The sequence below is a fragment of the Stenotrophomonas sp. GD03794 genome, assembly GCF_029842145.1.
GTDB classification, from domain to species: Bacteria; Pseudomonadota; Gammaproteobacteria; order Xanthomonadales; family Xanthomonadaceae; genus Stenotrophomonas; species Stenotrophomonas riyadhensis.
In genome coordinates this window covers 71,592-95,600 of record NZ_JAOCFV010000014.1, presented here as the reverse complement: position 1 = coordinate 95,600, position 24,009 = coordinate 71,592, and the positions used below count along the sequence as shown (strand labels likewise).

Here is a 24,009-nt window from a genome sequence, read left to right as displayed (position 1 = left end):
GGCTCCCCCGGAAACCCAGGAGAACCTGCATGCGAGCCTTGTTCGTCGGTGGCGTGGTCGACAACAGTGAAATGGACCTGGAAGGCAGCCATCCGCCCGTGCACTACCCCGAGGACACCGGCGGCGGCCACTCGCGCTACCGGCTGCACCAGGTCGGTCATGGCGCCGATGGCAGCGTGGCCTATGCGGTATACGGCGCACCGGACCTGGCCGATGACGAGGTGGCGAGGGTCGCGGAGGAGCGCGCCTATGCGCGGCGGTTCGAGGCGACGCCGACGTTGTTCGAGCACTGACACATCTGTAGCGCCCGAGCCCACGCTCGGGCGACGGCGCAGCCGAGCGTGGGCTCGGCTCTACATCGGATCAAGGTGCCTTGGGTGGCAGGCGGTTGATGCTGGCGATCTCGTCCAGCCACACATGGTGCTGCTGCACCGGCGTGTCGTAGTCATCCAGGCGCAGCTGGCCATTGCTGCCTTCGTCACCGGCCTCATCGCGATACTGCTGGAGGGTGGGTTTCACCGCCACGGTGCCCAGCAGGCGGCGACCATCGTGCAGGGTCAGTTCCACCTGCGTTTCGCCTTCCAGCTGCGGCAACAGGGCTTCCAGGCGCGCGATCTGCGCTGGATCGGTATGGATACGGGGAGCTGTGCGGGACATCGGCGACCTCCTGCGTGCAGGGTCGCCGATCGGCCGTGAATGCTCAGTGCAGCGCGCTGTCCGCGCGTGGCACCTGTACCTTGCGCACGGCGGACACCAGCTGCGCCACCGAATACGGCTTGGCGACATGTTCCTGGAAGCCCGATGCCAGCGCACGACGCCGGTCATCGGCACGCGCCAGCGCCGTCACCGCCACGGCCGGAAGGGTCATGGCATCCACACCCATGTCCTCACGCAGCGTGCGTACCAGGCCGTAGCCATCCATGCCCGGCATGCCGATGTCGGTCAGCATCACGTGGTACTGCAGGTGACCGGTATCGGCCAGCAGCGCCAGTGCTTCACCGGCCGAGCTGGCCGCCGACACGCTCGCACCCTGCTCTTCCAGCATGCGCCGCAGGTACTCCAGCACTTCCGGCTGGTCTTCCACCGCCAGCACGTGCATGCCGCGCAGCGGATAGGGCTCGACGATCACCGGCTCCAGGATCGGCCCGCTGATCACTTCACGCAGCGGGCGCCGCTCGGCATCGGGAATGTGCTGCGGCAGGCGAACCGTGAAGGTGGCGCCGTGGCCATGGCCTTCGCTGGCGGCGGTAACGGTGCCACCGTGCAGTTCGACCAGCTGCTGCACGATCGCCAGGCCCAGGCCCAGGCCGCCATGGCGGCGGGTGGTGGTGCCATCGGCCTGGCGGAAGCGACTGAACAGGTGATTGAGGAATTCCTGTGCGATGCCGTCGCCGGTATCGCGCACGGTGATCATCCAGTAATTGCCTTCGGCCTGCAGCTGCAGGTCGATGCGGCCCTCGGCCGGGGTGAATTTGATCGCATTCGAGAGCAGGTTCCAGAACACCTGCTGCAGGCGCGTGGCATCACCCAGTACCAGGCTGGGCTGCTCGGGCAGCTGCAGGTGCACGTCCAGCGCCTTGCCTTCGGCCACCAGTTCCTGCGCGCCGATGGCCTCACCGAGCACCGTGCGCAGGTCCAGCACTTCCACCTCCAGCTGCACCTTGCCCAGCAGCATGCTGCTGAGGTCAAGCATGTCCGAGATCAGCCGCTTCTGCGCACCCGCGCTGTTGGCGATCACGTTCAGGCCCTTGTACAGCGGGCTGGTGTTGTCCACGCGCTGCAGCAGCAGTTCGCTCCAGCCGAGGATGGTGGTCAGCGGTGTGCGCAGCTCGTGCGACAGCGTGGCCAGGAATTCATCCTTCAGCCGCGCCATGTTTTCCGCAGCGCTGCGCGCGGCACGCTCGGACTGCAGCAGTTCCTCGCGCGCCAGCTCGATCTCACGTCGTTCGGTCACGTCCGGACTGCTGCCGGCCAGGCCGATGAAACGGCCCATGCGCGAGAAGCGCGGGCGGGCATTCATTTCCAGCCAGCGCCACTGGCCATCGGCGCGCCGCGCCCGCACCAGTGCATGCATCGAACGTTGCGCCTTCAGCGCTTCCTGCAGTTCGTACTCGAACACCGACGCATCATCCGGATGCACCAGGCCACGCCAGACGTCTTCCGGCACACGCGTCTCATCACCCCCGAAGAACTCGCTGAAGGCGCTGTTGACGAAGCGGGCATGGCCGCGCTCGTCGAGCACCCACACCGGCATCGGCAGGCCATCGGCCAGCGCGCTGAAGCGGGCTTCGCTCTCGCCCAGCTCCACTTCCATCTGCTTGCGCGCGGTGATGTCGAAGAACAGGATGCCGACCTTGTCTTCCCCCGGACGGCCCACGCGCACCGCATCGACCGCGAACGAGCGCCCCAGCGCACGTGCCTCCATCTCGAACTGTGCCGGCCGGCCACTGCGTGCGACCTCGCCGTAGATGCGGAACCAGTCTTCCTCATGGTTCGGTTCCAACAGGCTCATGCGCTGGCCACGTGCATCCTTCAGCCCGGTGTGCCGCTCGAAGGCGTCATTGACCTCGATGAATCGATAGTCCACGGCCCGGTCGCCCTCGAACAGCACCTGGATCACGCAGAAACCGGCGTTGATGCGCTCAAGCACGCCATGATGCAGGTCGGGTTCGGGCGCCGGCACCATCATCGGTGGGCGCTCCACGAGGGGCGGCAGTGTGGACAAGGGCGTCTGTGCAGGCCGGGTTGGAGGCACAGCATCTTCCAAAGGGCGTATTCACAGCGTCAAGCGCCGTCAGTCATGGTTGACGACGATGAATTGGCGGCAACCACCCTTGCGCACGACGCATCAGGCCATTGCTGTCGCCTGAAAGCAGGATCACACTCGATCCGTGATCAACATCGCCCCCATCGAGGGACGCAGGAGACCGTCATGAAACGCTCACTCGCGATTGCCCTGCTGGCAGGCGCCCTTGTGGCGGGCGGTGCCAGCGCGGCACCGCGCACCGTGACCGATCCGGAAGCTCCCCGCGCACTGCAGGCCGATGGCCCGGTCAGCGTGAAGTGGGACGATCCGGCCAAGTTCACCGAGATCCGCCAGAGCACCAACCGCTTCGAGGCCGAACGTGGCGACTGGGTGCAGCAGCTGGCGCGCTACCTGCAGACCACCGCGGCCAAACCGCTGCAACCAGGGCAGACGCTCGATGTGACCCTGGTCGACATCAAGCGCGCCGGTGACTACGAGCCGTGGCACGGCCCGCGCGGCCGCGACATCCGGATCATGCGCGACATCTACCCGCCGCGGATCAGCCTGCAGTACACGTTGAAGGACGCCGGCGGCCGTATCGTCAGCGAGGGCGATGCGCGCCTCAGCGATACCGGCTACCTGCACAACCTGGGGCTGAAGAGCGACAGTGATCCACTGCGCTACGAGAAGCGCCTGATCGATGACTGGGTCAGGCGTCAGCTGGCCAGCCAGGCCACCGCCGCGCGATGATCCCGGGCGGCGCGACTCACCGGTAGGTGTCGACCTTGGTCGACACGCATTCAATGCGCCGACCAAGGTCGGCCGCTACCAGAGTCTCGCCCGGCGCCCCGTACCAGGCGACCGCTGCGCGTAACACCCGTCGGTAGGTGTCGACCTTGGTCGACACGCATTCACGGCGCCGAGCGTGGGCGCGGCGCTACACGTAGACTTTCGCCACGCGCTTGACCGCGCACGGCAGCTGGTACGCACTCACGCCACAGCGCGGCGCCAGTTCCGCCAGCGTCGGTGCACTCCCCCACAACTCCACCACACTGCCAACGCCGGCCTGCGGATGCGAGGTCAGGTCCACGGTCAGCATGTCCATCGACACGCGGCCGATCAGGGCTCCGGGATGACCATCGATCAGCACCGGCGTGCCATTCGGTGCGAACTGCGGATACCCGTCGGCATAGCCGAGCGCGACCACGCCCACGCGGGTGCGTGCCTTGGCCACGAAGCGCGCGCCATAGCCCACCGGTTCACCGGCCTCGATCCAGCGCTCGGCGATCACCTTCGACTGCATCGTCATCACCGGGCGCAGGCGCTCGGTCAGCGCGGTGTTGTCCGGCAGCGGGTTGGCGCCGTACAGCATCAGGCCCGGGCGCACCCAGTCGCTGCGCACATCCGGCCAGCCCAGCAGTGCCGGCGAGTTGCACACGCTGGTCTCGCCGTGCAGGCCGTCGATGGCCCGCGCGAAGGTCGCCACCTGCTCGTGCGTGCGTTCGCTGTCCAGCTCGTCGGCGCGTGCCAGGTGGGTCATCAGCACGATGCGTTCGACCTGCGGCAGCGCCGACAGGCGTGCATGCGCCGCGCGGAAGCTGTCCACGTCCAGGCCGAGGCGATGCATGCCGCTGTCCAGCTTCAGCCACACCGTCAACGGACGCGGGCTGTCGAAGGCAGCGACGGCCTCCAGCTGCCACGGCGAGCCGACGGCGAACCAGAAATCATGCTCGGCCACCAGCGCCATGTCGCTGGGCTCGAAGATGCCTTCCAGCAGCAGGATCGGCGCACGGATGCCGGCCTGGCGCAGTTCCAGCGCCTCTTCGATGGTGGCCACGCCGAATCCATCGGCCTCGCCTTCCAGTGCCTGCGCACAGCGCACTGCGCCGTGGCCATAGGCATCGGCCTTGATGATCGCCAGGGCCTTGCCACCGCCCAGTTCACGGGCGAGCCGGTAGTTGCTGCGCAGGGCGCCCAGATCGATCAGCGCGCGGGCAGGACGCATGTGCGGTTCTCTTGTTGCGGCGCGTGACCGTACTGGCCGTAGCGGAAAATATCCAGGCCTTCGGTGCTGATCTGCGGCTGGCGCGCGCTCATCAGATCGGCCAGGTAGCGGCCCGAGCCGCAGGCCATGGTCCAGCCCAGGGTGCCGTGGCCGGTGTTGAGGTACAGGTTGCGGAACGGCGTGGCACCGATCACCGGCGTACCGTCCGGCGTGGCCGGGCGCAGGCCGGTCCAGAACTGCGCGCGCGACAGGTCGCCGCCCTTCGGGTAGAGATCGCTCACCACCAGCTCCAGGGTCTCGCGACGGCGCTGCGACAGCGACAGGTCGAAGCCGGCCACTTCGGCCATGCCACCGACGCGGATGCGGTCGTCGAAGCGGGTCACCGCCACCTTGTAGCTCTCGTCGAGGATGGTCGAGGTCGGCGCCATCGCCGGGTCGGTGATCGGCAGGGTCAGCGAGTAACCCTTCAGCGGATACACCGGCAGGCGCATGCCCAGCGGTGCCACCAGCGCCGGCGAGTAGCTGCCCAGCGCGACCACGAAGCGGTCGGCGGTTTCCAGCTTGCCGTCGATGCGCACACCAGTGATGCGGTCGCCATCGAATTCCAGGCCGGTGATGTCCTGGTCGAAACGGAACTCGACACCGGCATCCACGCACATCTGCGCCAGGTGGCGGGTGAACAGCTGGCAGTCGCCGGTCTGGTCACGCGGCAGGCGCAGCGCGCCGACCAGGCCATCGACATGGGCCAGGGCCGGTTCGGCCTGGATGATGCCGGCGCGGTCCAGTACCTCGTACGGCACGCCGTACTGGGCCAGGATCTCGATGTCCTGCGCCGAGGCATCCAGCTGCTGCTGGGTGCGGAACAGCTGGGTGGTGCCCAGGTCGCGGCCTTCGAACTCGATGCCGATCTGCGCGCGCAGCTCGTTCAGGCAGTCGCGGCTGTACTCGGACATGCGCACCATGCGCGCCTTGTTGATCGCGTAGCGCTCGTGGGTGCAGTTGCGCAGCATCTGCCACAGCCAGCGGTACTGGGCCAGGTCCATGCCCGGCTTGATCGCCAGCGGCGCGTGCTTCTCGAACAGCCAGCCGATGGCCTTCTTCGGCACGCCCGGGGCGGCCCACGGCGAGGTGTAGCCGAACGACAGCTGGCCGGCATTGGCGAAGCTGGTTTCCAGCGCCGGGCCGGGCTGACGGTCGATGACCGTGACTTCAAACCCGGCCTGTCGCAGGTACCAGGCACTGGTGGTGCCGATCACGCCGCTGCCGAGGACTAGGACTCGCATGGGACTTCTCCAACCCGATCATTCCCTGCACTGGAGCGTGCCGGGACCACAATTGGGGAAGTATAGACAGCCATTCCCAGTTGATTTGCCTGTTTTGAAATCAACCGGCAGGATGTTCTCCTGCAATTCATTCCCCAAGGTTGACGGCCATGGCCACCCGTACCCGCGAACTGGACAAGATCGACCGCAAGATCCTGCGCATCCTGCAGGCCGAGGGCCGCATCTCCTTCACCGAACTGGGTGAGCGGGTCGGCCTGTCGACCACCCCATGCACCGAGCGCGTGCGCCGGCTCGAGCGCGAAGGGGTGATCACCGGCTACCACGCCCACCTCGACCCGGCGGCGGTGAAGGCCAGCCTGCTGGTGTTCGTGGAGATCAGCCTGGCCTACAAGTCCGGTGACATCTTCGAGGAGTTCCGGCGCGCGGCCCTGAAGCTGCCCAACGTGCTGGAGTGCCACCTGGTATCGGGCGACTTCGATTACCTGCTGAAGGCGCGGATCAGCGAGATGGCCTCCTACCGCAAGCTGCTCGGCAGCACGTTGCTGACGCTGCCGCATGTACGTGAGTCGAAGAGCTACATCGTGATGGAAGAAGTGAAGGAAACGCTGAGCCTGCCGATTCCGGATTGAGGCGCGGCTGCGATTGGGGTCAGAGCCCGTCATGCGGGATCCGACCCCGGTCAGGATTCGGCAAGGGGTCGGATCCCGCGCAGCGGGCTCTGACCCCGGTCATGGCAACCGTCAGCGCTGCTGCGGATGCTTCTGCGAGCGCTGTTCCTGCTGCTTTCCGCCCTTGTGCGGCTGCTGCGGCTCCATCTGCTGCTGTTGCTGCTGTTGCTGCTGCGGGTTGCGGCCCTGCGGTTCCTTGCCGGGATGACGGTTCTGCTGGTTTTTCATGGTCGCGATCCAATGGACGAAGGACATGCGGCGGCGGAATGCCGGCGCACGGTCACGTTGGTCCCGGAACGGTTAATCGCAGGCGAAAAAGCAGTGATCTGCAGCAGGTTGTTTTCGTGCGTTCAGGCCGAACAGCGTGCGCCAGCTGCCAACCTCGGTTGGCACCCGAGATCAGCGCTTGATCTGCTGGCCATCGCCGGCCGGCACGCTGTCGTAATAGCGGCCGGTACGCGAATCAAACACGCGGTTCGGACCGGCCGGGCGCACACCAGGCACGATACGGCCATTGCGGTCGTATACCTTGTCGGCCGGCTTCGGCCCCGGGGTGGGCGCGATCTGGGCGGGGCCGGTGGACTTGATCGGCTGCGCCGGCTGCGGCGAGGGCAGTACCTGCGGCTGCGGGCGGGCGGCCTGCGGCGGCGGTACCACCGGCGCTGGCGCCACGGTGGTCGCACTGCGGGTGGCGGTGGGGTCGGCAGTGGGCACCTGGGCCAGCGCCAACGTGGGCACCAGGGCCATCAACAGCAGGGAAAGGGTCGGTTTCATGTCACGCTCCGGCGTGGATCACATTTACCTTGCGCCTGCACCTGTGTGCCGCCCATGAATGGCCATCACACTTGCAAGGCTGCGCCCGCAGCCCCACGTTTGTCGGCATCCCCAGGCCATCAACCCCACGGAGAGCCGGCATGACTGCCTTCGACCTGACGCCCCCCACCGCCACCCAGACCGAGGCGCTGATCGCCGGCCTCAGCAGCGAAGAGCGCCGCGTGCTGCTGCAGCACGGTACCGAGGCGCCGTTCTGCGGCGTGTTCCTCGACAACAAGCGCGAGGGTGTCTACTGCTGCCGGCTGTGCGCGCTGCCGCTGTTCCGCTCCAGCACCAAGTTCGATTCCGGCACCGGTTGGCCGAGCTTCTTCGCCCCGTTCGACCCGGCACACGTGCGCGAAATCCGCGATACCAGCCACGGCATGGTCCGCACCGAGATCACCTGCGCGCGCTGCGGCAGCCACCTGGGTCACGTTTTCCCGGACGGCCCGCCGCCCACCTACGAGCGCCACTGCCTGAACTCCGTCTCACTTTCGTTCACCGGCAATGGCGAGCCCTGGCCCGACCCGTTGCAGCGTGGCGGCGCCGAAAGCGGCGTGGCGGGCTGAAACACCCCGCTGACCGATTTCACAGAATTCCCTCTTCAGAAAACCGGGCGACGGGCCGACAAGGAGATATCCCCTCTCCTTGCGTCGCCCCATGCTCATCATCGTTGGATTCCTGGTCGTCATCATCAGCGTGATCGGGGGCTACCTCGGTGCCCACGGCCGCCTGGGTGCCCTCTGGCAGCCCTACGAACTGGTCATCATCGGCGGCGCCGCGCTCGGCGCCTTCCTGGTCGGCACCCCGGCCAAGACGGTCAAGCAAACCCTGAAGGCCATGGTCGGCGTGTTCAAGGGCCCGCGCTACAAGCAGCAGGACTACATCGATGTCCTCAGCCTGCTCTATGAACTGCTCAACAAGGCCCGCCGCGAAGGCTTCATGGCGCTGGAAGACCATGTCGAGCGTCCGGCCGAAAGCGCGTTGTTCAGCAACTACCCCAAGGTGCAGGCCGACCACCACCTGATCGACTTCATCACCGACTGCCTGCGCCTGATGATCGGCAGCAACATCGAGCCGCACGAGCTGGAGCCGCTGCTGGAACTGGAGCTGGAAAAGCACCACGCCGAAGCCATGGCGCCCTCGCAGGTACTGACCAAGGTGGCCGACGGACTGCCCGGTTTCGGCATCGTTGCGGCGGTGCTGGGCATCGTCATCACCATGGGTTCGATCGGCGGCGACATCGTCGAGGTCGGCGGCCACGTGGCCGGCGCGCTGGTCGGTACCTTCCTGGGCATCCTGCTGGGCTACGGTTTCGTCGGCCCGATGGCAGCCGCCATGGAAGCGCGCGCCGAGCAGGACAGCCGCATCTACGAATCGGTGAAGACCGCCCTGCTGGCCTGCCTGCGTGGCTACAACCCGAAGATCGCGCTGGAATTCGCCCGCAAGACACTGCCGTCGAACGTGCGTCCGGCCTTCTCCGATTTCGAGCAGCACCTGAAGACGGTCAAGTAAGCCATGGCCGAGACCAAGCCCACTGTCATCGTCCGCCGGGTCAAGAAGGCCGGCCACGCCGCCCATCATGGCGGTTCGTGGAAGGTGGCCTACGCCGACTTCGTGACCGCGATGATGGCGTTCTTCCTGGTGCTGTGGCTGATGGCCACCACCAACAAGAACGACCGTGCGGCCATTTCCGAGTACTTCCGCAACCCCAGCCCGCTGAGCGGGCAGAACGCCACGCCGGCGCCCGGCATGGCCGGCCCGGGTGGCGCCAGCACCTCGATGATCAAGCTCGGTGGTGCCACCGACGTCTCGCGGGGCAACAGCAACGATCCCTTCCAGAACCAGAAGGAAGCGGTGCCGCAGCCGGTGGACCAGCAGCAGCGCGACAAGCAGCAGCTGGAAGCGCTGATGAAGGAACTGCAGGAGGCGATCAGCAAGAGCCAGGCGCTGGAGCCGTTCAAGGACCAGCTGCTGCTGGACCTGACCCCGGAAGGCCTGCGCATCCAGATCGTGGACAAGCAGAATCGGCCGATGTTCGACCTCGGCAGTGCCACGCTGAAGCCATACACGCAGCAGATCCTGCACGAGCTGGCCAACTACCTGAACCACGTGCCGAACCGGATCAGCCTGACCGGCCACACCGACATCACCGCCTATTCGGCCGCGCGCGGCTACGGCAACTGGGAACTGAGCGCCGATCGTGCCAACGCCGCACGGCGCGCACTGGTGGACGGTGGCCTGGAGGACAGCAAGATCACCCGCGTGGTCGGCCTGTCTTCGTCGGTCCTGTTCGACAAGGCCGACCCGCAGAACCCGATCAACCGACGCATCAGCATCGTGGTGATGACCCAGGCCGCCGAAGCGGCCGCCCTGGCCGGTGCCGGCCCGCAGGTGGGGCTGTCGGCCCCCGCCGCCGACCCGGACGTGCAGGCCGCGCAGGGGCCGGCGCGCTGAATCGGGGTCAGATCCCTTTCCCATGGAAAGGGATCTGACCCCACCTGCACGCGGCCGCTACAATGGCGGTCTTTCCGTTTCCAGGTGACCCCACCCCATGTCCCAGAACTCCAAGGCCAAGCGCGACAAGCGCAAGAAGCAGCAGGCCAAGCGCCCGTTCCTCCGCCTGAACGCCCAGCAGCAGGTGCAGAACCATGCCGTGCTGACCAACGAAGACGGCCAGGTGGTCGCGGCCATCGGCCTGCAGGGCCGTGAGTGGCTGCTGGCCATCGGCGGCCAGACCATGGGCAATGCCGAGAACCCGGTGCCGATGCTGGCCATGCTCAAGCACCTGGCCAACGTGCAGGAGAAGGAAGGCCGCAAGGTCAACCTGGAGTACTCCGAGCTGCTGCAGAAGCTGCTGGACACCCTGGCTGCCGACGCTGGCCAGACCGCTGACGAGTACCTGGACAAGCTGGTCGCCGAGTTCGAAGGCGTCGACGCTGCTGAGGGCGAGGAAGGCGAAGCCGCCGAGGGCGACGTGGCCGAAGACGCCGCTGCCGAGGCCGCTCCGGCTGCTGACAGCGACGGCAAGCCGCAGGCCTGAACCGGCCGCGGCGGTGACGGTCTACGTTGATGACGCGGTGCATCCCTGGCGCGGCCAGCGCTGGGCGCACCTGATGGCCGACACCCTGGCCGAGCTGCACGCGATGGCGGCGCAGCTCGGCATTCCCCCGCGGGCCTTCCAGAACAAGGCCAGCGGCGCCCACTACGATGTCACCGCCGAGCTGCGCGCGCAGGCAATCGCGCTCGGTGCGCGGGCCATTTCCCGGCACGCCGACCGCGAACTGGTCAAAGCCGTGATCGCCAACGCCAGGGCGCAATACCGGCCGTAGGCAGTGGCGGGGGGCTACCGCTTGCTGTGCTGGGTGGGGCTACCACTTCCTGTGGTGGGTGCGGACCTTGGTCCGCACATCAGGCACGGGGCATGCCAACCAAGGTTGGCATCCACCCATAGGCGGGCTCCGCACCCACCTGCCCCGCTCAGAACGGGTCGCTGCCCAGCCGGATTTCCACGTTCAGCAGCGAGCACAACGCCAGCATCGCGTCGTCGTCGCGGGTCAGCGCCATCACGCCGGTGAAGCCGTCGCTGCCGGCATCCACGCTCCACAGCGTGTAATTGTGCTCGCGCAGGCGGTCGAAGGCGGTGGACATCAGCTGCACGCCGTCCAGGTCTTCGGCGAAGTCCTCGTCGTCCAGGTCGCCGCCCCAGTCCAGCTGCAGGTTGAAGCGCGCCGACAGCTCGTTCACCGCCGACTGCAGCGATTCCAGGTCATCTCGTTCCACCTCGAAACCGGACTGCCAGGCAATGGCCGTGAACAGCGCCGGCAGCCAGTCACTGTCCGCTTCCAGCGGCTGCCCGTCCTCGGACAGGTGCTCGCGCCAGCGGTTGAACTGCTGCAGGGCCAGTTCCTCGTCACCCGGATTGATCAGCACCAGCAGGTTCCAGACCCGCGCCTCGAAGCCGTCTTCGTCGAAGTCGTGGATGTCTTCCTCGAAGTCGAAATAGTCGCTGTTGTCGGGCATGGCGGAACTTCCTCTGGGGCAGGCCGGCATTCTACGGTTTATCCTGTGCCGCTGAAGCCGGCCTTGGTGGCCGTCACTGTGAATGAAGCGATGAGCGATACCCCTCCCGACCACCTGGCGATCAACCCGGCCAGCCCCTTCCATGATGCACAGGCGCTGGAGCGCGGCGTTGGCGTGCGTTTCAACGACGTCGAGCGCGACAACGTCGAGGAATACTCGGTCAGCGAAGGCTGGATCCGCGTGCAGGCCGGCAAGGCCCGCGACCGCCGCGGCAACCCGATGACCATCAAGGTCAAGGGCAAGGTCGAGGTGTATTTCCTGGAAACGAAGCCGGAATAAGCGCGGCTCTCGGATCCTGGGGTCAGATCCCTTTCCCGCGGAAAGGGATCTGACCCCGATCGACGGCGCTCGACCGCAGCGTCACTCGCGCTTGCGCGATTCCAGCAGATCCAGGTTGCGGATCAGGCGCCGCGAGATCTCATCGGAGATCACCCCGCGCCGGGTCAGCCGGAACAGCTCTTCGCGCTCGGCATTCAGGCCGGCGCTGCGCAGCTGGCGGTAGCCCAGCTCCATGCGCCGCACCTTCTCCGGGTCCACGTCGGGCCCGTCGCTGTCTTTCTCCAGGTGCCGCTGGTACAGCAGGCTCACCCGCGAGGCGGCGTCGTTGTACAGCTGCACGTTCTCGGTGTTCTGGTTCATCACCATCTGCTGGCGCATGCGCTCGACACCGGCCAGTGCGGCCTTCGACGACAGCCGGCGCGCCAGGTCCTCCTCCTTGCGCTCGCCCGAATCGGCCGGCAGCTGCAGGCCCTTCAGCAGCTGCGGCAGCGCGATGCTGGCGCCCAGCAGCGAGAACAGAATCACCGAAGCGGCCAGGAAGATCACCAGGTCACGTGCTGGGAACGCACTGCCATCGGGCAGGAACAGCGGCAGGGTCAACACACCGGCCAGGGTGATCGCACCGCGCACACCCGCCACCGAGGTCGCCACCACGATGCGCCAGTTCGGTGCCTCGCCCCGCTCCAGGCCGCGACGACGCGCGCGCAGCAGGTTCCAGCGCAGCGACAGCCACACCCACAGCAGGCGCAGCACCACCAGTGCCAGATTGATCACCACCACATAGACCAGCAGCCACCACGCACTCTGGTGGCCGGTCTCGTTCATGGTGGTGGTGGCGCGTTCGACGATGCCGGGCAGCTGCTCGCCCAGCAGCACGAACATGATGCCGTTGAAGCTGAACTGCAGCATGTTCCAGACCCCGGCGCGCTGCACGCGCATGCTGCCGGAGACACGGCCGGTCAGCTCGACATAGCTCATCGCGATGCCGGCAGCGACCGCGGCAAGGATGCCCGAGGCATGGATTTCTTCGGCCAGCAGATAGGCTGCGAACGGAATCAGCAGGTTGACCAGCATCGCCGCGCCCGGCTCTTCGCCGAAGCGGCGCCACAGCCAGCGCTGGAAGGTCGACACGCCCAGCGTCACCGCCACGCCCACGGCGAGGCCGGCCACCGCCACCCACACGAAGGTCAGCGAGGCGGTGGCCAGCGAGAAGGTGCCGGTCATCACCGCCGCCACCGCGAAGCGGAAGCAGACCAGGCCCGAGGCATCATTCAGCAGCGACTCGCCTTCCAGGATGTGCATCAGGCGCTTGGGAATCGGCGCCTTGGAGGCGATCGCCCCAACCGCCACCGGGTCGGTCGGCGACACGATGGCCGCCAGTGCGAAGCACACCGCCAGCGGCATCACCGGAATCAACCAGTGGATGAGGAAGCCGGCGCCGATGACGGTGAACACCACCAGGCCGAACGCCAGCTCGAGGATCGCCCCCTTGTCGCGGAACAGGCCCTGCTTGGGAATACGCCAGCCATCGAGGAACAGCAGCGGTGGCAGGAAGAGCAGGAAGAACACCTCCGGTTCCAGCGCATGGCCGCGGTTGAACACGCCGGCGATCACCGCGCCCAGGCCGATCTGCACCAGCGGCAGCGGCAACGAGAACGGCAGGACGCGAACCAGGTAGCCGCTGGCGACAACGGCCACCAGCATCGCCAGGACGACTTCAATGGTATGCATGCTTCTTCCAGGAAGCGGCGCGCGGGGAGGCTCGCAAGCCAGCGCCGGAAACCCGGAAAAAACTACCACATGCGGCCATGACCGCGACGGCCGGGGCCGCCGCGCGTCAGCCCCGGCTCATGCCCCGTCGAAGCGGTACAGATCCATGGCGAGGAAGCCGGCATCGATACCGGCGTCGATGCGGCGTGCACCGAAGCCGCCCTCGCCGGCCGCGCCCATCGCGAAAAACAACGGCAGCAGGTGCTCGTCGGTCGGGTGCGCACGTTCGGCGAATGGCGCCTGTCGGCGGTAATCGAGCAGGGCCTGGCGGTCGTCGGCGGCCAGGCGCTGCTCCACCCACTCGATGAAGGGCCGCACGTACGGCGCTTCCTTGCCGTCCTGGTAGTCCCCCCAGTCGTGCAGGTTGTGGGTGATGCTGCCCGAGCCGACCAGCAGCACGCCCTGATCGCGCAGCGGCGCCAGCGCACGGCCCAGCGCGAACTGGTGCTCGGGCCCGAGCAGTGGCTGGATCGACAGCGGTACCACCGGGATGTCGGCCTGCGGGCGCAACAGCCGCAGCGGCACCCATGCACCGTGGTCGAGGCCACGTTGCGGGTCGAGTGCCACCGGCAGGCCAGCGGCCGCGATGCGGCCGGCCACCTCTTCGGCCAGCGCCGGATCGCCCGGCGCCGGGTACTGCAGTTCAAACAGCGCGCGCGGGAAGCCGCCGAAGTCGTGGATCGTCGGTGGCTGCGGATGCGCGCCGACCAGCGGCTGCCGGCCCAGCCAGTGCGCCGAGGCCATCACGATGGCGCGTGGCGTCGGCAGGTCGCGCGCCAGCTCGGCCAGGCGCACGCCGACCTGGCCCGGATGCAGGGCGGTCATCGGCGAACCATGCGAGATGTACAGCGAAGGCAGGCGGGACATGGAATTCTCCAGTTGCAGGGTCAGGCAGCGATCAGCGCGAACGCAGGGTCCACTTGCCGTCGCCGACCAGGAACAGCACTACCAGCGCCAGTGCCCAGAACGCCGGATATTCCCAGCCGCCGCCGGCATTGGCGAAACCGAAGCCGTTGGCGCCGTGTACGGTGACGATGGTGCCCAGCAGCAGCGGCACGCCGACCAGGCCCACCCAGCGCGCGTAGATGCCCAGCAGGAGCGCGACGGTGATCACCAGCTCGACGCCGATGGTGAGGTAGCCGAGCACGCCGGGCAGGCCCAGCGACTCGAAGAACGCCGCCGTACCGGCCGGGGTGAATACCAGCAGCTTGGTCAGCGCATGGACCAGGAACAGCACGCCCAGGGCCAGGCGCAGCAGGGTGGCGCCGTACGGGGCCAGCGGCGAAACAGGAGCGTTCGTGGTGTGCATGGGGAAACACCTTGAAGGGAGTGGGCACAGGTTATTGCGCCTTCGCGTGCCAATAAATACGATGGATTGACCGTATTTATTTCAAAAGGCGCAACAATGGACACCCTCGAGGCGATGCGCGTGTTCGTGGCGGTGGTCGAGCGCAATGGCTTCAGTGCCGCCGCCCAGGCCCTGGACATGTCCACTGCCGGCGTCACCCGCCAGGTCGCCGCGCTGGAAAAGCGCCTGTCCACCCGCCTGCTCCACCGCACCACGCGGCGGGTCAGCCCGACCAGTGCCGGCGCGGCCTACTACGCCCAGTGCGTGCGCCTGCTGGCCGAGTTCGACGCGCTGGAAGCCAGTATCGGCGCACAGGCGCTGGAGCCCTCCGGCACGCTGCGCATCAACGCACCGGTCAGCTGGGGCATCGCCCGCCTCGGCCCGCTGCTGGCCAGCTACCGCGAACGCTACCCGCAGGTGGAACTGGACCTGGCCCTGTCCGACCGCCTGGTGGACATGGTCGAGGAAGGCTACGACGTGGCCATCCGCATCACCCGCGAGCCGGGCCCTACCCTGATCGCCCGCCGCCTGGGCGAATCGCGGGTGAGCCTGTGCGCCGCGCCGGCCTACCTGGCCGCACGCGGCACACCACAGACGCCACAGGAGCTGCAGGCCCACGCCTGCCTGAGCTACAGCTACTGGGCCGCTGGCGACCATTGGCCACTGCAGGGACCGGGCGGCGAAGTGAAGGTCTCGGTGAGCAGCCTGCTGCACGCCAACAACGGCGACGTGCTGCGCGAAGCGGCGATCGCCGGCATGGGCGTGATCCTGCAGCCCGATTTCCTGCTGGAAGACGCACTGGCCGATGGCCGCCTGGTGCGCGTCCTGCCCGAGTGGGAGGCCTCGCCGATCGGCATCTTCGCGGTCTATACCAGCCGCAGCCACCTGGCACCGAAGGTGCGCAGTTTCATCGACCACTTGGTGGATGCGGGGGTGTAGCCGAGTCTGGCGCTTGCCGGTAGTGCCGGCCGCTGGCCGGCAATCAGACACATCCCGGTCCTGGGCGAATGCCGGCCAGCGGCCGGCACTACCACTTAGGCAGCAACCTCATCCAGCGCGTCGATGATCTGTTCCAGCGGCGCCGGCCGGCCCAGCAGGTAGCCCTGCACCTGGTCGCAGCCGTGCGCAGCCAGCCAGTCCAGCTGTCCGGGCGTCTCCACGCCTTCGGCGATGATGGTCAGGCCCATGCTGTGGCCCAGTGACAGCAGCGCACGGCAGATCGAGGCATTGCGCGGGTTGGTTTCCACATCCGCCACGAAGCTGCGATCGATCTTCAGGATGTCCAGCGGCAGGTGCTGCAGGTAGGACATGCTGGAATAGCCGGTACCGAAATCATCCAGCGACACACTGATGCCCTGCTCGTGCAGGCGCTGCATGGTCTGCATCGCCTGCGCCGGCTTGCGCATCAGGCTGCTCTCGGTCAATTCCACGTGCAGCGCGCCGCGGGCCAGGCCGAACTCCTGCTGGGCGCGGGTGAACTCGGCCACCAGGTCGCTGTTGAAGAACTGCACGGCGGACACATTGACTGCGATCGGCAGCTCGCCCCAACCGGCCTCGACCAGCCGCCGCTGCGCCTTCGCCGCGGCGCGGATCACCCAGCGGCCCAACGCCAGGATCAGCCCGGTGTCCTCACACAGCTGGATGGACTCGTTGGGCGGGATGAAGCTGCCATCGGCCTGCGGCCAGCGCAGCAGAGCCTCCAGCGCCGCCGGGCTGCCATCGCTGGCGTGCCGGATCGGTTGGAAGTACAGCTGGAACTCGTTGTCGATGGCGGCGTGGATGCGCCCCGCCAGGCGCAGGCGATCGGCCAGCCGCGTGGTCACCGCCGCATCGAACCAGACCACCACGTTGCCCTCGGCGCGCGCCGCGTGCGCAGCCTGTGCGGCCATGCCGATCACCTGCTCGGCCGAGTGGCCATCACCCGGCACATGCACGGCCACACCGATGCGCGGCTCGAACTGGTGCAGCGAATCCTTGCCGCGCATCGGCGCCGATACGATCTGCAGCAGGTCGTCCAGCACGCGCTGGGTATCGTGGCCGGCACCGATGGCGAACACGAAGTCCTCCGCCGGCTGGAATGCCAGCGTGCCACAGCGCGCACCGAGGCCACCGAGCCGGGTCGCCATCGACTGCAGCACCGCATCGCCGATCTCGCGGCCCAGCGTATCGGCCACCAGCTGCAACCCGCGCAGCTGCACGAAGGCGATGGTGTAGCCCTCGTCCTGCTCGTCCAGCTGCTCGGTCAACGCGCGCACGTTGAGCAGGCCGGTGGCTGGGTTGTGCCGTGCCTGGTAGGCCAGGTCACGCTCGTAGGCCAACCGTTCGCTGACATCCTCGGCCAGCACCAGGCACGCCGGCTGGCCATCGAAATCGAGCCGGGACAGATGTGCGCGCACTTCAAACACGCTGCCGTCCTTGCGCCGGTGCAGGCGCACGGTGGCGTCCTGCAGTTCACCGACACGGGCCTTGGCGATTGCGCCCTTGACCTCGTCCCAGCCTTCGCGCGGGCGGATGTCGAGGATGCTCATCGCCAGGAATTCCTCGCGGCTGTAGCCGTACTGGCGCACTGCGGCGTCGTTGACCTCGATGAAGCGCAGCGTGTCCGGATCGAACACCCAGAACGGCGCCGGGTTGCGGTCGAACAGCAGGCGGAAGCGACGCTCCACTTCGCTCATCTGCTCGCGGGCCTGGTAGCGCTCGGTCAGATCGCTCAGCGCGCCGATCATGCGCCGCTCGCTGTCGGCCATTTCCACCCGCTGCCCACGCGCACCCACCCAGCGCACCTCGCCACCGGGCAGCACCAGGCGGAACACCTGGTCGAGCACCGCGCCACCGGCAAAGGCCTGGTCGAAGGCATGCTGCAGGCGCGCCGCATCATCGCGATGCACGCGCGCGAAGAAATCCGCCACCGGCAGCGCATCGGTCTGCACACCGAAGATCTCGCGCGCCAGCGGCGACCAGCGCAGCAGCGCGGCGTCTTCGTCCACATACCACGTGCAGATGCGGCCCACCTGGTGGGCCAGGCGCAGCTCGGCGTGGCCCGCCTTCAGCTCCTCGGCCATCGACTGCTGGTGGCGGGTGCTGCGACGTACGGCGTACAGCAGCACCAGCAGCACCACGATGTAGGCCAGTACGATCGCCACCGACGCCTGCAGGTACGGCCACCAGGGTGCCAGCACGTCCTCATCGGCCAACCCGACCTGCACCGCCAGCGGGCTGCGCTCCAGCGTGCTGATGGTGATGATGCGGGGCACGCCATCCACCGCGCCCGGCAGGCTGCCCAGCTCGACCACCGCCTGCTTGCCGAGCAGATCGCGGCGCGGCAGGTCGTAGCGACGGCCGACCGTACCATGCGGGTCCGGCACGCGGGCCAGCATGTAACCTTCGGCATCGCTGATCGAGACCAGTCCGTTCGGACCGACATCGAGGCCACCGATGATGCGCTGCAGCTCACCGCAGCGCAGCCGTGCCAGCAGCCAGCGGTCGCCGGCCATGGGCAGCGCCAGCGGCACCACCCAGCCGTCGTCGCTGGCACGCTGCGGCGGGCCGATGTACAGCGCGCTGCCCTGGCCACGGCGTTGCGGATCGGTCCACAGCGGCAGGTTCAGATCGCCCCTGCCGGCGGTGATCGAGCGACCATGGCGATCGAGCACGACGATGCTGTGCAGCTCGGCATGGCGGCGCAGCACGCCATCGATCGAAGCATCCAGCAGCGCCGGGGCCTGTGCGGGCACGCTGCGGAACAGTTCGGCGGCGTCGGCGGCGATGCCGGACATCGCCCGCTCCAGGTTGCGCAGTTCCAGTGCCAGCAGGCGCTCGCTGCCCACCGCCAGCGCGCGGCTCTGCCGCTGCGCGGCCTCCAGCCGGCGCTGGTGGTCGTTGATCAGCATGGTGGTCAGGCCGGCCACCAGCAACACGCCCAGCAGCACCCCGCCCCAGGTAATGGCGCGCAGTGGCCGGGCCAACGCCCGCTTCAGCGCGGGCATCGGTCGATCTTCCTTGTGCAGTCGGCTGGCTTCATGCGCGAACGAATCCTCCACGTCCCCGACCTCAACGGCCGGCGGACGCCATTCTTGACGCCTGACCCGCCCCCGCATGGCCACCTCCCCGTGTCCGCGCAGGGCTCCCGGGACCAGCATGCACCACACCGGTGACGGCGTGAAGATCGGTTCCGCGCGTTCAGCCAGATCCTGCACAGGGCAGGCCACGCCGTGGGGCCGCCAGACGGGCCGGGGCGGATTAGACTTGGTGTTTTCCGCTGCAAGAGAAGTCCATGTCCAAGCTGCGCCGTCCCACCCTGGCACTGGCCATCGTTGCCAGCCTGTCCCTGGCCGCCTGCGACCGTCCGGCCGAACCGTCGGCCGGCACCGCCACGCCGGCCGACGCCGCGCCCGCTGCGGCCAAGCCGATGCTGGGCAGCTTCGGCTTCGATGCCAGCGGCATGGACCGCAGCATTGCCGCCGGCGATGATTTCTTTGGTTTCGCCAACGGCACCTGGGTCAAGAACACCGAGATCCCGGCCGATCGTTCGCGTTTCGGCAGCTTCAACGTCATCGCCGAGAAGACCCTGGCCGACACCCGCGCGATCCTCGAAGGCGCCGCCGGCAACACCCAGGCCAGCGGTGACGACAAGATGATCGGCGACTACTACGCCGCCTACATGGACGAAGCCGGCATCGAGCAGCACGGCATCGCGCCGGTGCAGCCGCAGCTGAAGGCGATCGAGACCATCGCCGACAAGGCCGGCCTGGCGCGTGCCCTCGGCGGCGAGATGCGCGCCGACGTCGACCTGCTCAATGCCACCAACTTCTACACCGACCGCCTGTTCGGCCTGTGGGTCTCAGTCGACATGCTGCAGCCGGACCGCACCGCGCCCTACCTGGTGCAGGGTGGCCTGGGCATGCCGGACCGTGACTTCTACCTGGGCGGCGGCCGCATGGCCGAACTGCGCAAGCAGTACCAGGCCTATGTCGCGCAGATGCTGCAGCTGGCCGGCGTTGCCGATCCGGCCGGCAAGGCGCAGCGCATCCTCGCGCTGGAAACCAAGATCGCGCAGGCGCACGCCACCCAGGAAGAAACCAACGACGTGACCAAGGGTGCCAACCCCTGGACCCAGGCCGACTTCAATGCCAAGGCGCCGGGCATGGACTGGAACGCCTTCCTTGATGCGGCCGCGCTGGGCAACCAGCAGGACTTCATCGTGTGGCAGCCCAAGGCCGTGGCCGGCCTGTCCAAGCTGGTCGCCACCGAGCCACTGGAGGTGTGGAAGGACTACCTGGCCTTCCACGCGCTGGACCGCGCCGCCGCCTACCTGCCGAAGAAGTTCGCCGACGCCCGCTTCGCCTTCCATGGCACCGCGCTGAGCGGCACGCCGCAGCAGAGCGACCGCTGGAAGCGTGCCGTCGATGACGCCAACCACGCGATCGGCGAAGCGATCGGCAAGCGCTACGTCGAAAAGCACTTCGACGCCAAGACCAAGGAGCGCGCGGACGAGATGGCGAAGAACATCATCGCCGCCTTCGCCAAGCGCATCGATGCGCTGTCGTGGATGTCGCCACAGACCAAGGCGCATGCCAAGGCCAAGGTGACCGGCCTGACCGTGGGCATGGGCTACCCGGAGAAGTGGCGCGACTACACCGGCCTGGAGATCCGCCGCGATGACGCACTGGGCAACGCACAGCGCGCCGAGCTGTTCGAGTACCAGCGCAACATCGCCAAGCTGGGCAAGCCGGTCGAGCACACCGAATGGGCGATGCTGCCGCAGACCATCAACGCGATGAACGTGCCGCTGGAAAACCGCCTGGTGTTCCCGGCCGCGATCCTGCAGCCACCGTTCTTCGACGGCGCCGCCGACGACGCGGTGAACTACGGTGCGATCGGCGCCGTGATCGGCCACGAGATCAGCCACGGCTTCGACAATGCCGGTGCGCTGTTCGACGAGACCGGCAAGCTGCACAACTGGTGGACCGCTGAGGACCTGAAGCAGTTCAACGCCGCCGGTGACGCGCTGGCCGCACAGTTCAGCAGCTACGAACCGTTCCCGGGCGTGCACGTGAACGGCAAGCTGACCCTGGGCGAGAACATCGCCGACGTGGCCGGCCTGGGTACCGCCTACGACGCTTACCAGCTGTCGCTGCAGGGCAAGCCGGGCCAGACCCTGGAAGGTTTCACGCCGGACCAGCGCTTCTTCCTCGGCTTCGCCCAGGCGTGGCGCAGCAAGAGCCGCGAACAGGCGCTGCGCAATTCGCTGCTGACCGATGTGCATGCACCGGGCCAGTTCCGCGCACTGACCGTACGCAACATCGACGCCTGGTACCCGGCGTTCGAAGTGAAGGAAGGCCAGAAGCTGTACCTGGCCCCGGACAAGCGGGTCAAGGTGTGGTGATGTAACCGGAACGGGCGCCGCAAGGCGCCCGTTTCATTTCCCGGTAGCTGCCAACCTTGGTTGGCACATGCCTCGCCCTGGTAGCTGCCAACCTTGGTCGGCACATGCCCCGGCTCTGGTAGCTGCCAACCTTGGCTGGAAAATGCCTCGGCTCTGGTGGGTGCCGACCTTGGTCGGCACGGGGTAGGAATCCACGCATGGCGTGGATCTACCGGCGGGTGGTGGCAACCATCAGCAGAGCGCTCGCAGCCAACACCGCGGCAACCCACAGATTCGCATGCAGGCCCATGCCATCCAGCAGCCGGCCACCGCCCCACGCCCCGAGCGCGATGCCCACATTGAACACACCAACGTACAGCGCGGTGGCGATCTCCACGGCCTGCGGCAGCGCCTTCATCATCCAGCTCATCAGGCCCACCGACACACCACCGTAGGCCAGGCCCCACAGCAGCAACACCGCAATGCCACCACTCGGCGTGCCACCCACCCACAGCAACAGCAGCGGCGTCAGCAGCAGGCCCGACGCGATCGCCAGCAGCGTGCCGCGTGGATGCCGCGCCGCCAGCGGCCCAGCGATGAAGTTGCCGGCGATGCCGGCCAGGCCGTAGGCAAACAGCAGCGCACCGATCCACGACGCATCCACACCCGATACGGACGTCAGCAGCGGCCGCACATAGGTGAACGCGATGAAGTGCCCTGCCACCAGCAGCAGGGTCAGCCAGAGTCCTCGCTGCAGGCCGCGATGACCGAGCTGCTGCACGAACTGCCGCGCCTGCACCGATGTGCTGACCGGCAACGCCGGAACCACGCGCAGATGCAGCAGCATCACCGCCGCGCTGAACAGCGCCATCGCCGCGAACGCGCAGCGCCAGCCCAGTGCATCGCCGATCAGCGCGCCCAGTGGCACGCCCAGCACCGATGCCGCGGCCACGCCGCCGAAGATGATCGAGGTGGCGAGGCCGATGCGGTGGGCCGGCACCAGGCGCGCGGCCAGACCGCCGGCGATGGCCCAGATCCCGCCCATGCAGAACCCCACCAGTACGCGCGCGGCCAGCAGCCAGCCGATGCCCGGTGCCAGCGCCGAAGCGATGTTGGCGACCAGCAGAAGTGCAAGCAGCGCACACAGGATGCGACGGCGATCGATGCCACCCGCCGCGATCACCACCAGCGGCGCGAACAGCGCCGCCAGCAATGCCGGCAGTGAGATCATCAGGCCGGCGGTACCGGTGGAGGCGCCGAGGCTTTCGGCGATCGGCGTCAGCAGGCCCACCGGCAGCATTTCGGTGGTGACCACCGAGAACGTGGCGAGGCCGACTGCGGAAACCGCCCACCACGGAGGGCGGACAACCGGCGCGACGTGCGCGGGCGAAGAGACACTCATGGGACGATTCCTTCAGCGGAAATGGATGCAGCTGCGCCGCGCAGCACGCGTTGCAGCAGCAATGCGAACAGCAGCACGACGGCGCCTGCCGCCAGCGCGACGATGAAGCCGCTGCGAACGCCACCGGCGTCCACGCTCTGCCCGGACAGCGCCGCCCCCAGCGCCACACCGATGTTCAGTCCGGCCAGCAACCAGGTCATGCCTTCGGTAAGGCGCGCTTCGGGCACGCGCTGTTCGACCAGCGACATCGCCACGATCATCGTCGGCGCGAAGAACAACCCGGCCACCAGCACGGCCACGGCCAGCGCCGGCAGGCTGCCGACCCACAGCAGTGGCAGCGTGGTCAGCGCGGTGGCCGCTGCGCCCAGCAGCAACAGGCGCTGCAGCGGCGCCTGCAGCTTCAGCGCGCCGAACAGCAGGCCCGACGCACAACTGCCCAGCGCATAGGCCGACAGCACCACGCTGGCCGCGAGTGGCTGTCCCCGCTGTTCGGCGAAGGCCACGCTGGTGATGTCGACGGTACCGACAATCACACCCATCGCCAGCATCAGCAACGCCAGCAGGCGGATCTCCGCTTGCCGCAGCAGCGAGCGCGAGGGTGTTGCGCCTTCGCCGCGCTGCAGCGGTGGTTCGGTACCGCGCTGCAGGACCAGTGCGGTCACCCCGAGCACCAGCAGCAGGGCCGCGGCCAGCACGCCGGCCTGCGGCCATACCGCCACCGACAACCCGACCGACAGCGGCGGGCCGGCAATGAAGGTGACCTCGTCGAACACGGTCTCCAGCGAGTACGCGGTCTGCAGTTGCGGGCGACCGCGGTGGATCGCGGTCCAGCGCGCGCGCACCATCGCCGACACGCTGGGCATGCAGCCGGCCAGCATCGCTGCGACGAACAGCATCCAGTCCGGCGCGGCCAGCAGCGTGCATGCGAGCAGCAACAGCAGGCCGGCCGCACTGGCCGCCGTGGCCCACGGCAGCACCCTGCGCTGCCCGCGCCGGTCGACCCAGCGCGACACCTGCGGCGACAGCAACGCGTAGGTCAGCACGAAGGTGGCCGACACCGCGCCGGCCAGCGCATAGCTGCCGCGCAGCTGCGACAGCAGGGTGATGATGCCGATACCGGTCATCGGCAGCGGCAGGCGTGCCAGCAGCCCGGCCAGAGCGAGGCCGGCGGTGCCGGGGGCAGCGAACAGGTCGCGATAGGGGGTGGCCATCAGGATCTCCAGGGCAGCGGCTTGCCTGGCGCGTGCG

Annotated in this window: 24 protein-coding genes; 11 read left to right on the top strand and 13 right to left on the bottom strand. The window is 67.9% G+C overall.

All coding sequences use genetic code 11. The features are described from left to right. The first annotated feature begins 29 nt into the window (after positions 1-29). Positions 30-293 (top strand): hypothetical protein, encoded by a 264-nt coding sequence (locus N5D91_RS10260; protein WP_005407925.1) that lies wholly within the window; start codon positions 30-32, stop codon positions 291-293. Between the two features lie 70 nt (positions 294-363). Here the strand turns inward: N5D91_RS10260 and N5D91_RS10255 are convergent, their stop codons facing one another. Both N5D91_RS10255 and N5D91_RS10250 read right to left on the bottom strand, forming a co-directional pair. Next, positions 364-657 (bottom strand): DUF3247 family protein, encoded by a 294-nt coding sequence (locus N5D91_RS10255; protein WP_110710936.1) that lies wholly within the window; start codon positions 655-657, stop codon positions 364-366. Positions 658-700: 43 nt separating this feature from the next. Further along, complete coding sequence (locus N5D91_RS10250; RefSeq protein ID WP_153856211.1) at positions 701-2,689, bottom strand: ATP-binding protein; 1,989 nt, start codon at positions 2,687-2,689, stop codon at positions 701-703. 243 nt (positions 2,690-2,932) lie between these two features. On the opposite strand from N5D91_RS10250, the gene N5D91_RS10245 reads away from it, so the two are divergent. Continuing rightward, complete coding sequence (locus N5D91_RS10245; RefSeq protein ID WP_180855054.1) at positions 2,933-3,496, top strand: DUF3016 domain-containing protein; 564 nt, start codon at positions 2,933-2,935, stop codon at positions 3,494-3,496. A gap of 187 nt (positions 3,497-3,683) precedes the next feature. Here N5D91_RS10245 and alr read toward each other — a convergent pair whose 3' ends face one another. Next, the gene (alr, locus tag N5D91_RS10240; RefSeq protein WP_110710933.1) at positions 3,684-4,751 is read right to left on the bottom strand and encodes an alanine racemase; all 1,068 of its coding nucleotides are present in this window, start codon (positions 4,749-4,751) and stop codon (positions 3,684-3,686) included. Beyond that, positions 4,730-6,034, bottom strand: a complete 1,305-nt coding sequence (locus tag N5D91_RS10235) for a D-amino acid dehydrogenase (RefSeq protein WP_180855053.1) — start codon at positions 6,032-6,034, stop codon at positions 4,730-4,732. The genes alr and N5D91_RS10235 overlap by 22 nt, the downstream gene beginning before the upstream one ends. Positions 6,035-6,183: 149 nt before the next feature. Here N5D91_RS10235 and N5D91_RS10230 point away from each other — a divergent pair, with 149 nt between their 5' ends. After that, positions 6,184-6,663 (top strand): winged helix-turn-helix transcriptional regulator, encoded by a 480-nt coding sequence (locus N5D91_RS10230; protein WP_005407919.1) that lies wholly within the window; start codon positions 6,184-6,186, stop codon positions 6,661-6,663. 111 nt (positions 6,664-6,774) lie between these two features. Here the strand turns inward: N5D91_RS10230 and N5D91_RS10225 are convergent, their stop codons facing one another. After that, on the bottom strand, positions 6,775-6,957 hold the full coding sequence (locus N5D91_RS10225) for a lana protein (RefSeq protein ID WP_180855052.1): 183 nt from the start codon (positions 6,955-6,957) through the stop codon (positions 6,775-6,777). A gap of 144 nt (positions 6,958-7,101) precedes the next feature. After that, positions 7,102-7,476, bottom strand: coding sequence for a classical arabinogalactan protein 4 (locus tag N5D91_RS10220; RefSeq protein WP_110710932.1), 375 nt, complete (start codon positions 7,474-7,476; stop codon positions 7,102-7,104). Positions 7,477-7,616: 140 nt separating this feature from the next. Here N5D91_RS10220 and msrB point away from each other — a divergent pair, with 140 nt between their 5' ends. From msrB to N5D91_RS10195, 5 genes are all read left to right on the top strand, one after another. Next, the gene (msrB, locus tag N5D91_RS10215) at positions 7,617-8,084 is read left to right on the top strand and encodes a peptide-methionine (R)-S-oxide reductase MsrB (RefSeq protein WP_005415117.1); all 468 of its coding nucleotides are present in this window, start codon (positions 7,617-7,619) and stop codon (positions 8,082-8,084) included. Between the two features lie 91 nt (positions 8,085-8,175). After that, positions 8,176-9,030 carry a flagellar motor stator protein MotA gene (gene motA / locus N5D91_RS10210; protein ID WP_014035838.1) on the top strand — a complete coding sequence of 285 codons (855 nt, stop codon included), beginning with the start codon at positions 8,176-8,178 and terminating at the stop codon, positions 9,028-9,030. A 3-nt stretch (positions 9,031-9,033) separates the two neighbouring features. Continuing rightward, positions 9,034-9,972 (top strand): flagellar motor protein MotB, encoded by a 939-nt coding sequence (gene motB, locus N5D91_RS10205; protein WP_180855051.1) that lies wholly within the window; start codon positions 9,034-9,036, stop codon positions 9,970-9,972. A gap of 97 nt (positions 9,973-10,069) precedes the next feature. Further along, the gene (locus N5D91_RS10200; protein WP_110710931.1) at positions 10,070-10,558 is read left to right on the top strand and encodes a hypothetical protein; all 489 of its coding nucleotides are present in this window, start codon (positions 10,070-10,072) and stop codon (positions 10,556-10,558) included. A 13-nt stretch (positions 10,559-10,571) separates the two neighbouring features. Then, positions 10,572-10,847: a DUF4031 domain-containing protein gene (locus tag N5D91_RS10195; protein ID WP_004153991.1), complete on the top strand. Its 276-nt coding sequence runs from the start codon at positions 10,572-10,574 to the stop codon at positions 10,845-10,847. A 148-nt stretch (positions 10,848-10,995) separates the two neighbouring features. Here the strand turns inward: N5D91_RS10195 and N5D91_RS10190 are convergent, their stop codons facing one another. After that, entirely contained in the window at positions 10,996-11,538 is a 543-nt protein-coding gene (locus N5D91_RS10190) for a hypothetical protein (RefSeq protein ID WP_049398337.1), read from the bottom strand. Between the two features lie 90 nt (positions 11,539-11,628). Here N5D91_RS10190 and N5D91_RS10185 point away from each other — a divergent pair, with 90 nt between their 5' ends. After that, positions 11,629-11,877: a DUF3297 family protein gene (locus N5D91_RS10185; RefSeq protein WP_049456360.1), complete on the top strand. Its 249-nt coding sequence runs from the start codon at positions 11,629-11,631 to the stop codon at positions 11,875-11,877. 81 nt (positions 11,878-11,958) lie between these two features. Here N5D91_RS10185 and N5D91_RS10180 read toward each other — a convergent pair whose 3' ends face one another. From N5D91_RS10180 to N5D91_RS10170, 3 genes are all read right to left on the bottom strand, one after another. Then, complete coding sequence (locus tag N5D91_RS10180) at positions 11,959-13,608, bottom strand: Na+/H+ antiporter (RefSeq protein WP_110710929.1); 1,650 nt, start codon at positions 13,606-13,608, stop codon at positions 11,959-11,961. A gap of 117 nt (positions 13,609-13,725) precedes the next feature. Further along, positions 13,726-14,514: a class III extradiol ring-cleavage dioxygenase gene (locus tag N5D91_RS10175; RefSeq protein WP_049398336.1), complete on the bottom strand. Its 789-nt coding sequence runs from the start codon at positions 14,512-14,514 to the stop codon at positions 13,726-13,728. Between the two features lie 31 nt (positions 14,515-14,545). After that, on the bottom strand, positions 14,546-14,956 hold the full coding sequence (locus tag N5D91_RS10170; protein WP_180847747.1) for a DoxX family protein: 411 nt from the start codon (positions 14,954-14,956) through the stop codon (positions 14,546-14,548). A gap of 96 nt (positions 14,957-15,052) precedes the next feature. Here N5D91_RS10170 and N5D91_RS10165 point away from each other — a divergent pair, with 96 nt between their 5' ends. After that, on the top strand, positions 15,053-15,934 hold the full coding sequence (locus N5D91_RS10165; protein WP_153856205.1) for a LysR family transcriptional regulator: 882 nt from the start codon (positions 15,053-15,055) through the stop codon (positions 15,932-15,934). A 95-nt stretch (positions 15,935-16,029) separates the two neighbouring features. On the opposite strand, the gene N5D91_RS10160 is transcribed toward N5D91_RS10165, so the two are convergent. Then, positions 16,030-19,092, bottom strand: a complete 3,063-nt coding sequence (locus tag N5D91_RS10160; protein ID WP_180855070.1) for an EAL domain-containing protein — start codon at positions 19,090-19,092, stop codon at positions 16,030-16,032. Positions 19,093-19,268: 176 nt separating this feature from the next. On the opposite strand from N5D91_RS10160, the gene N5D91_RS10155 reads away from it, so the two are divergent. After that, complete coding sequence (locus N5D91_RS10155; RefSeq protein ID WP_180855050.1) at positions 19,269-21,380, top strand: M13 family metallopeptidase; 2,112 nt, start codon at positions 19,269-19,271, stop codon at positions 21,378-21,380. A 208-nt stretch (positions 21,381-21,588) separates the two neighbouring features. Here the strand turns inward: N5D91_RS10155 and N5D91_RS10150 are convergent, their stop codons facing one another. Both N5D91_RS10150 and N5D91_RS10145 read right to left on the bottom strand, forming a co-directional pair. Further along, positions 21,589-22,761: an MFS transporter gene (locus N5D91_RS10150; protein ID WP_164161788.1), complete on the bottom strand. Its 1,173-nt coding sequence runs from the start codon at positions 22,759-22,761 to the stop codon at positions 21,589-21,591. Next, a complete protein-coding gene (locus tag N5D91_RS10145; protein ID WP_153856202.1) occupies positions 22,758-23,972 on the bottom strand; it encodes an MFS transporter in 1,215 nt (404 codons plus the stop codon). The genes N5D91_RS10150 and N5D91_RS10145 overlap by 4 nt, the downstream gene beginning before the upstream one ends. Between the last annotated feature and the right edge of the window lie 37 nt (positions 23,973-24,009).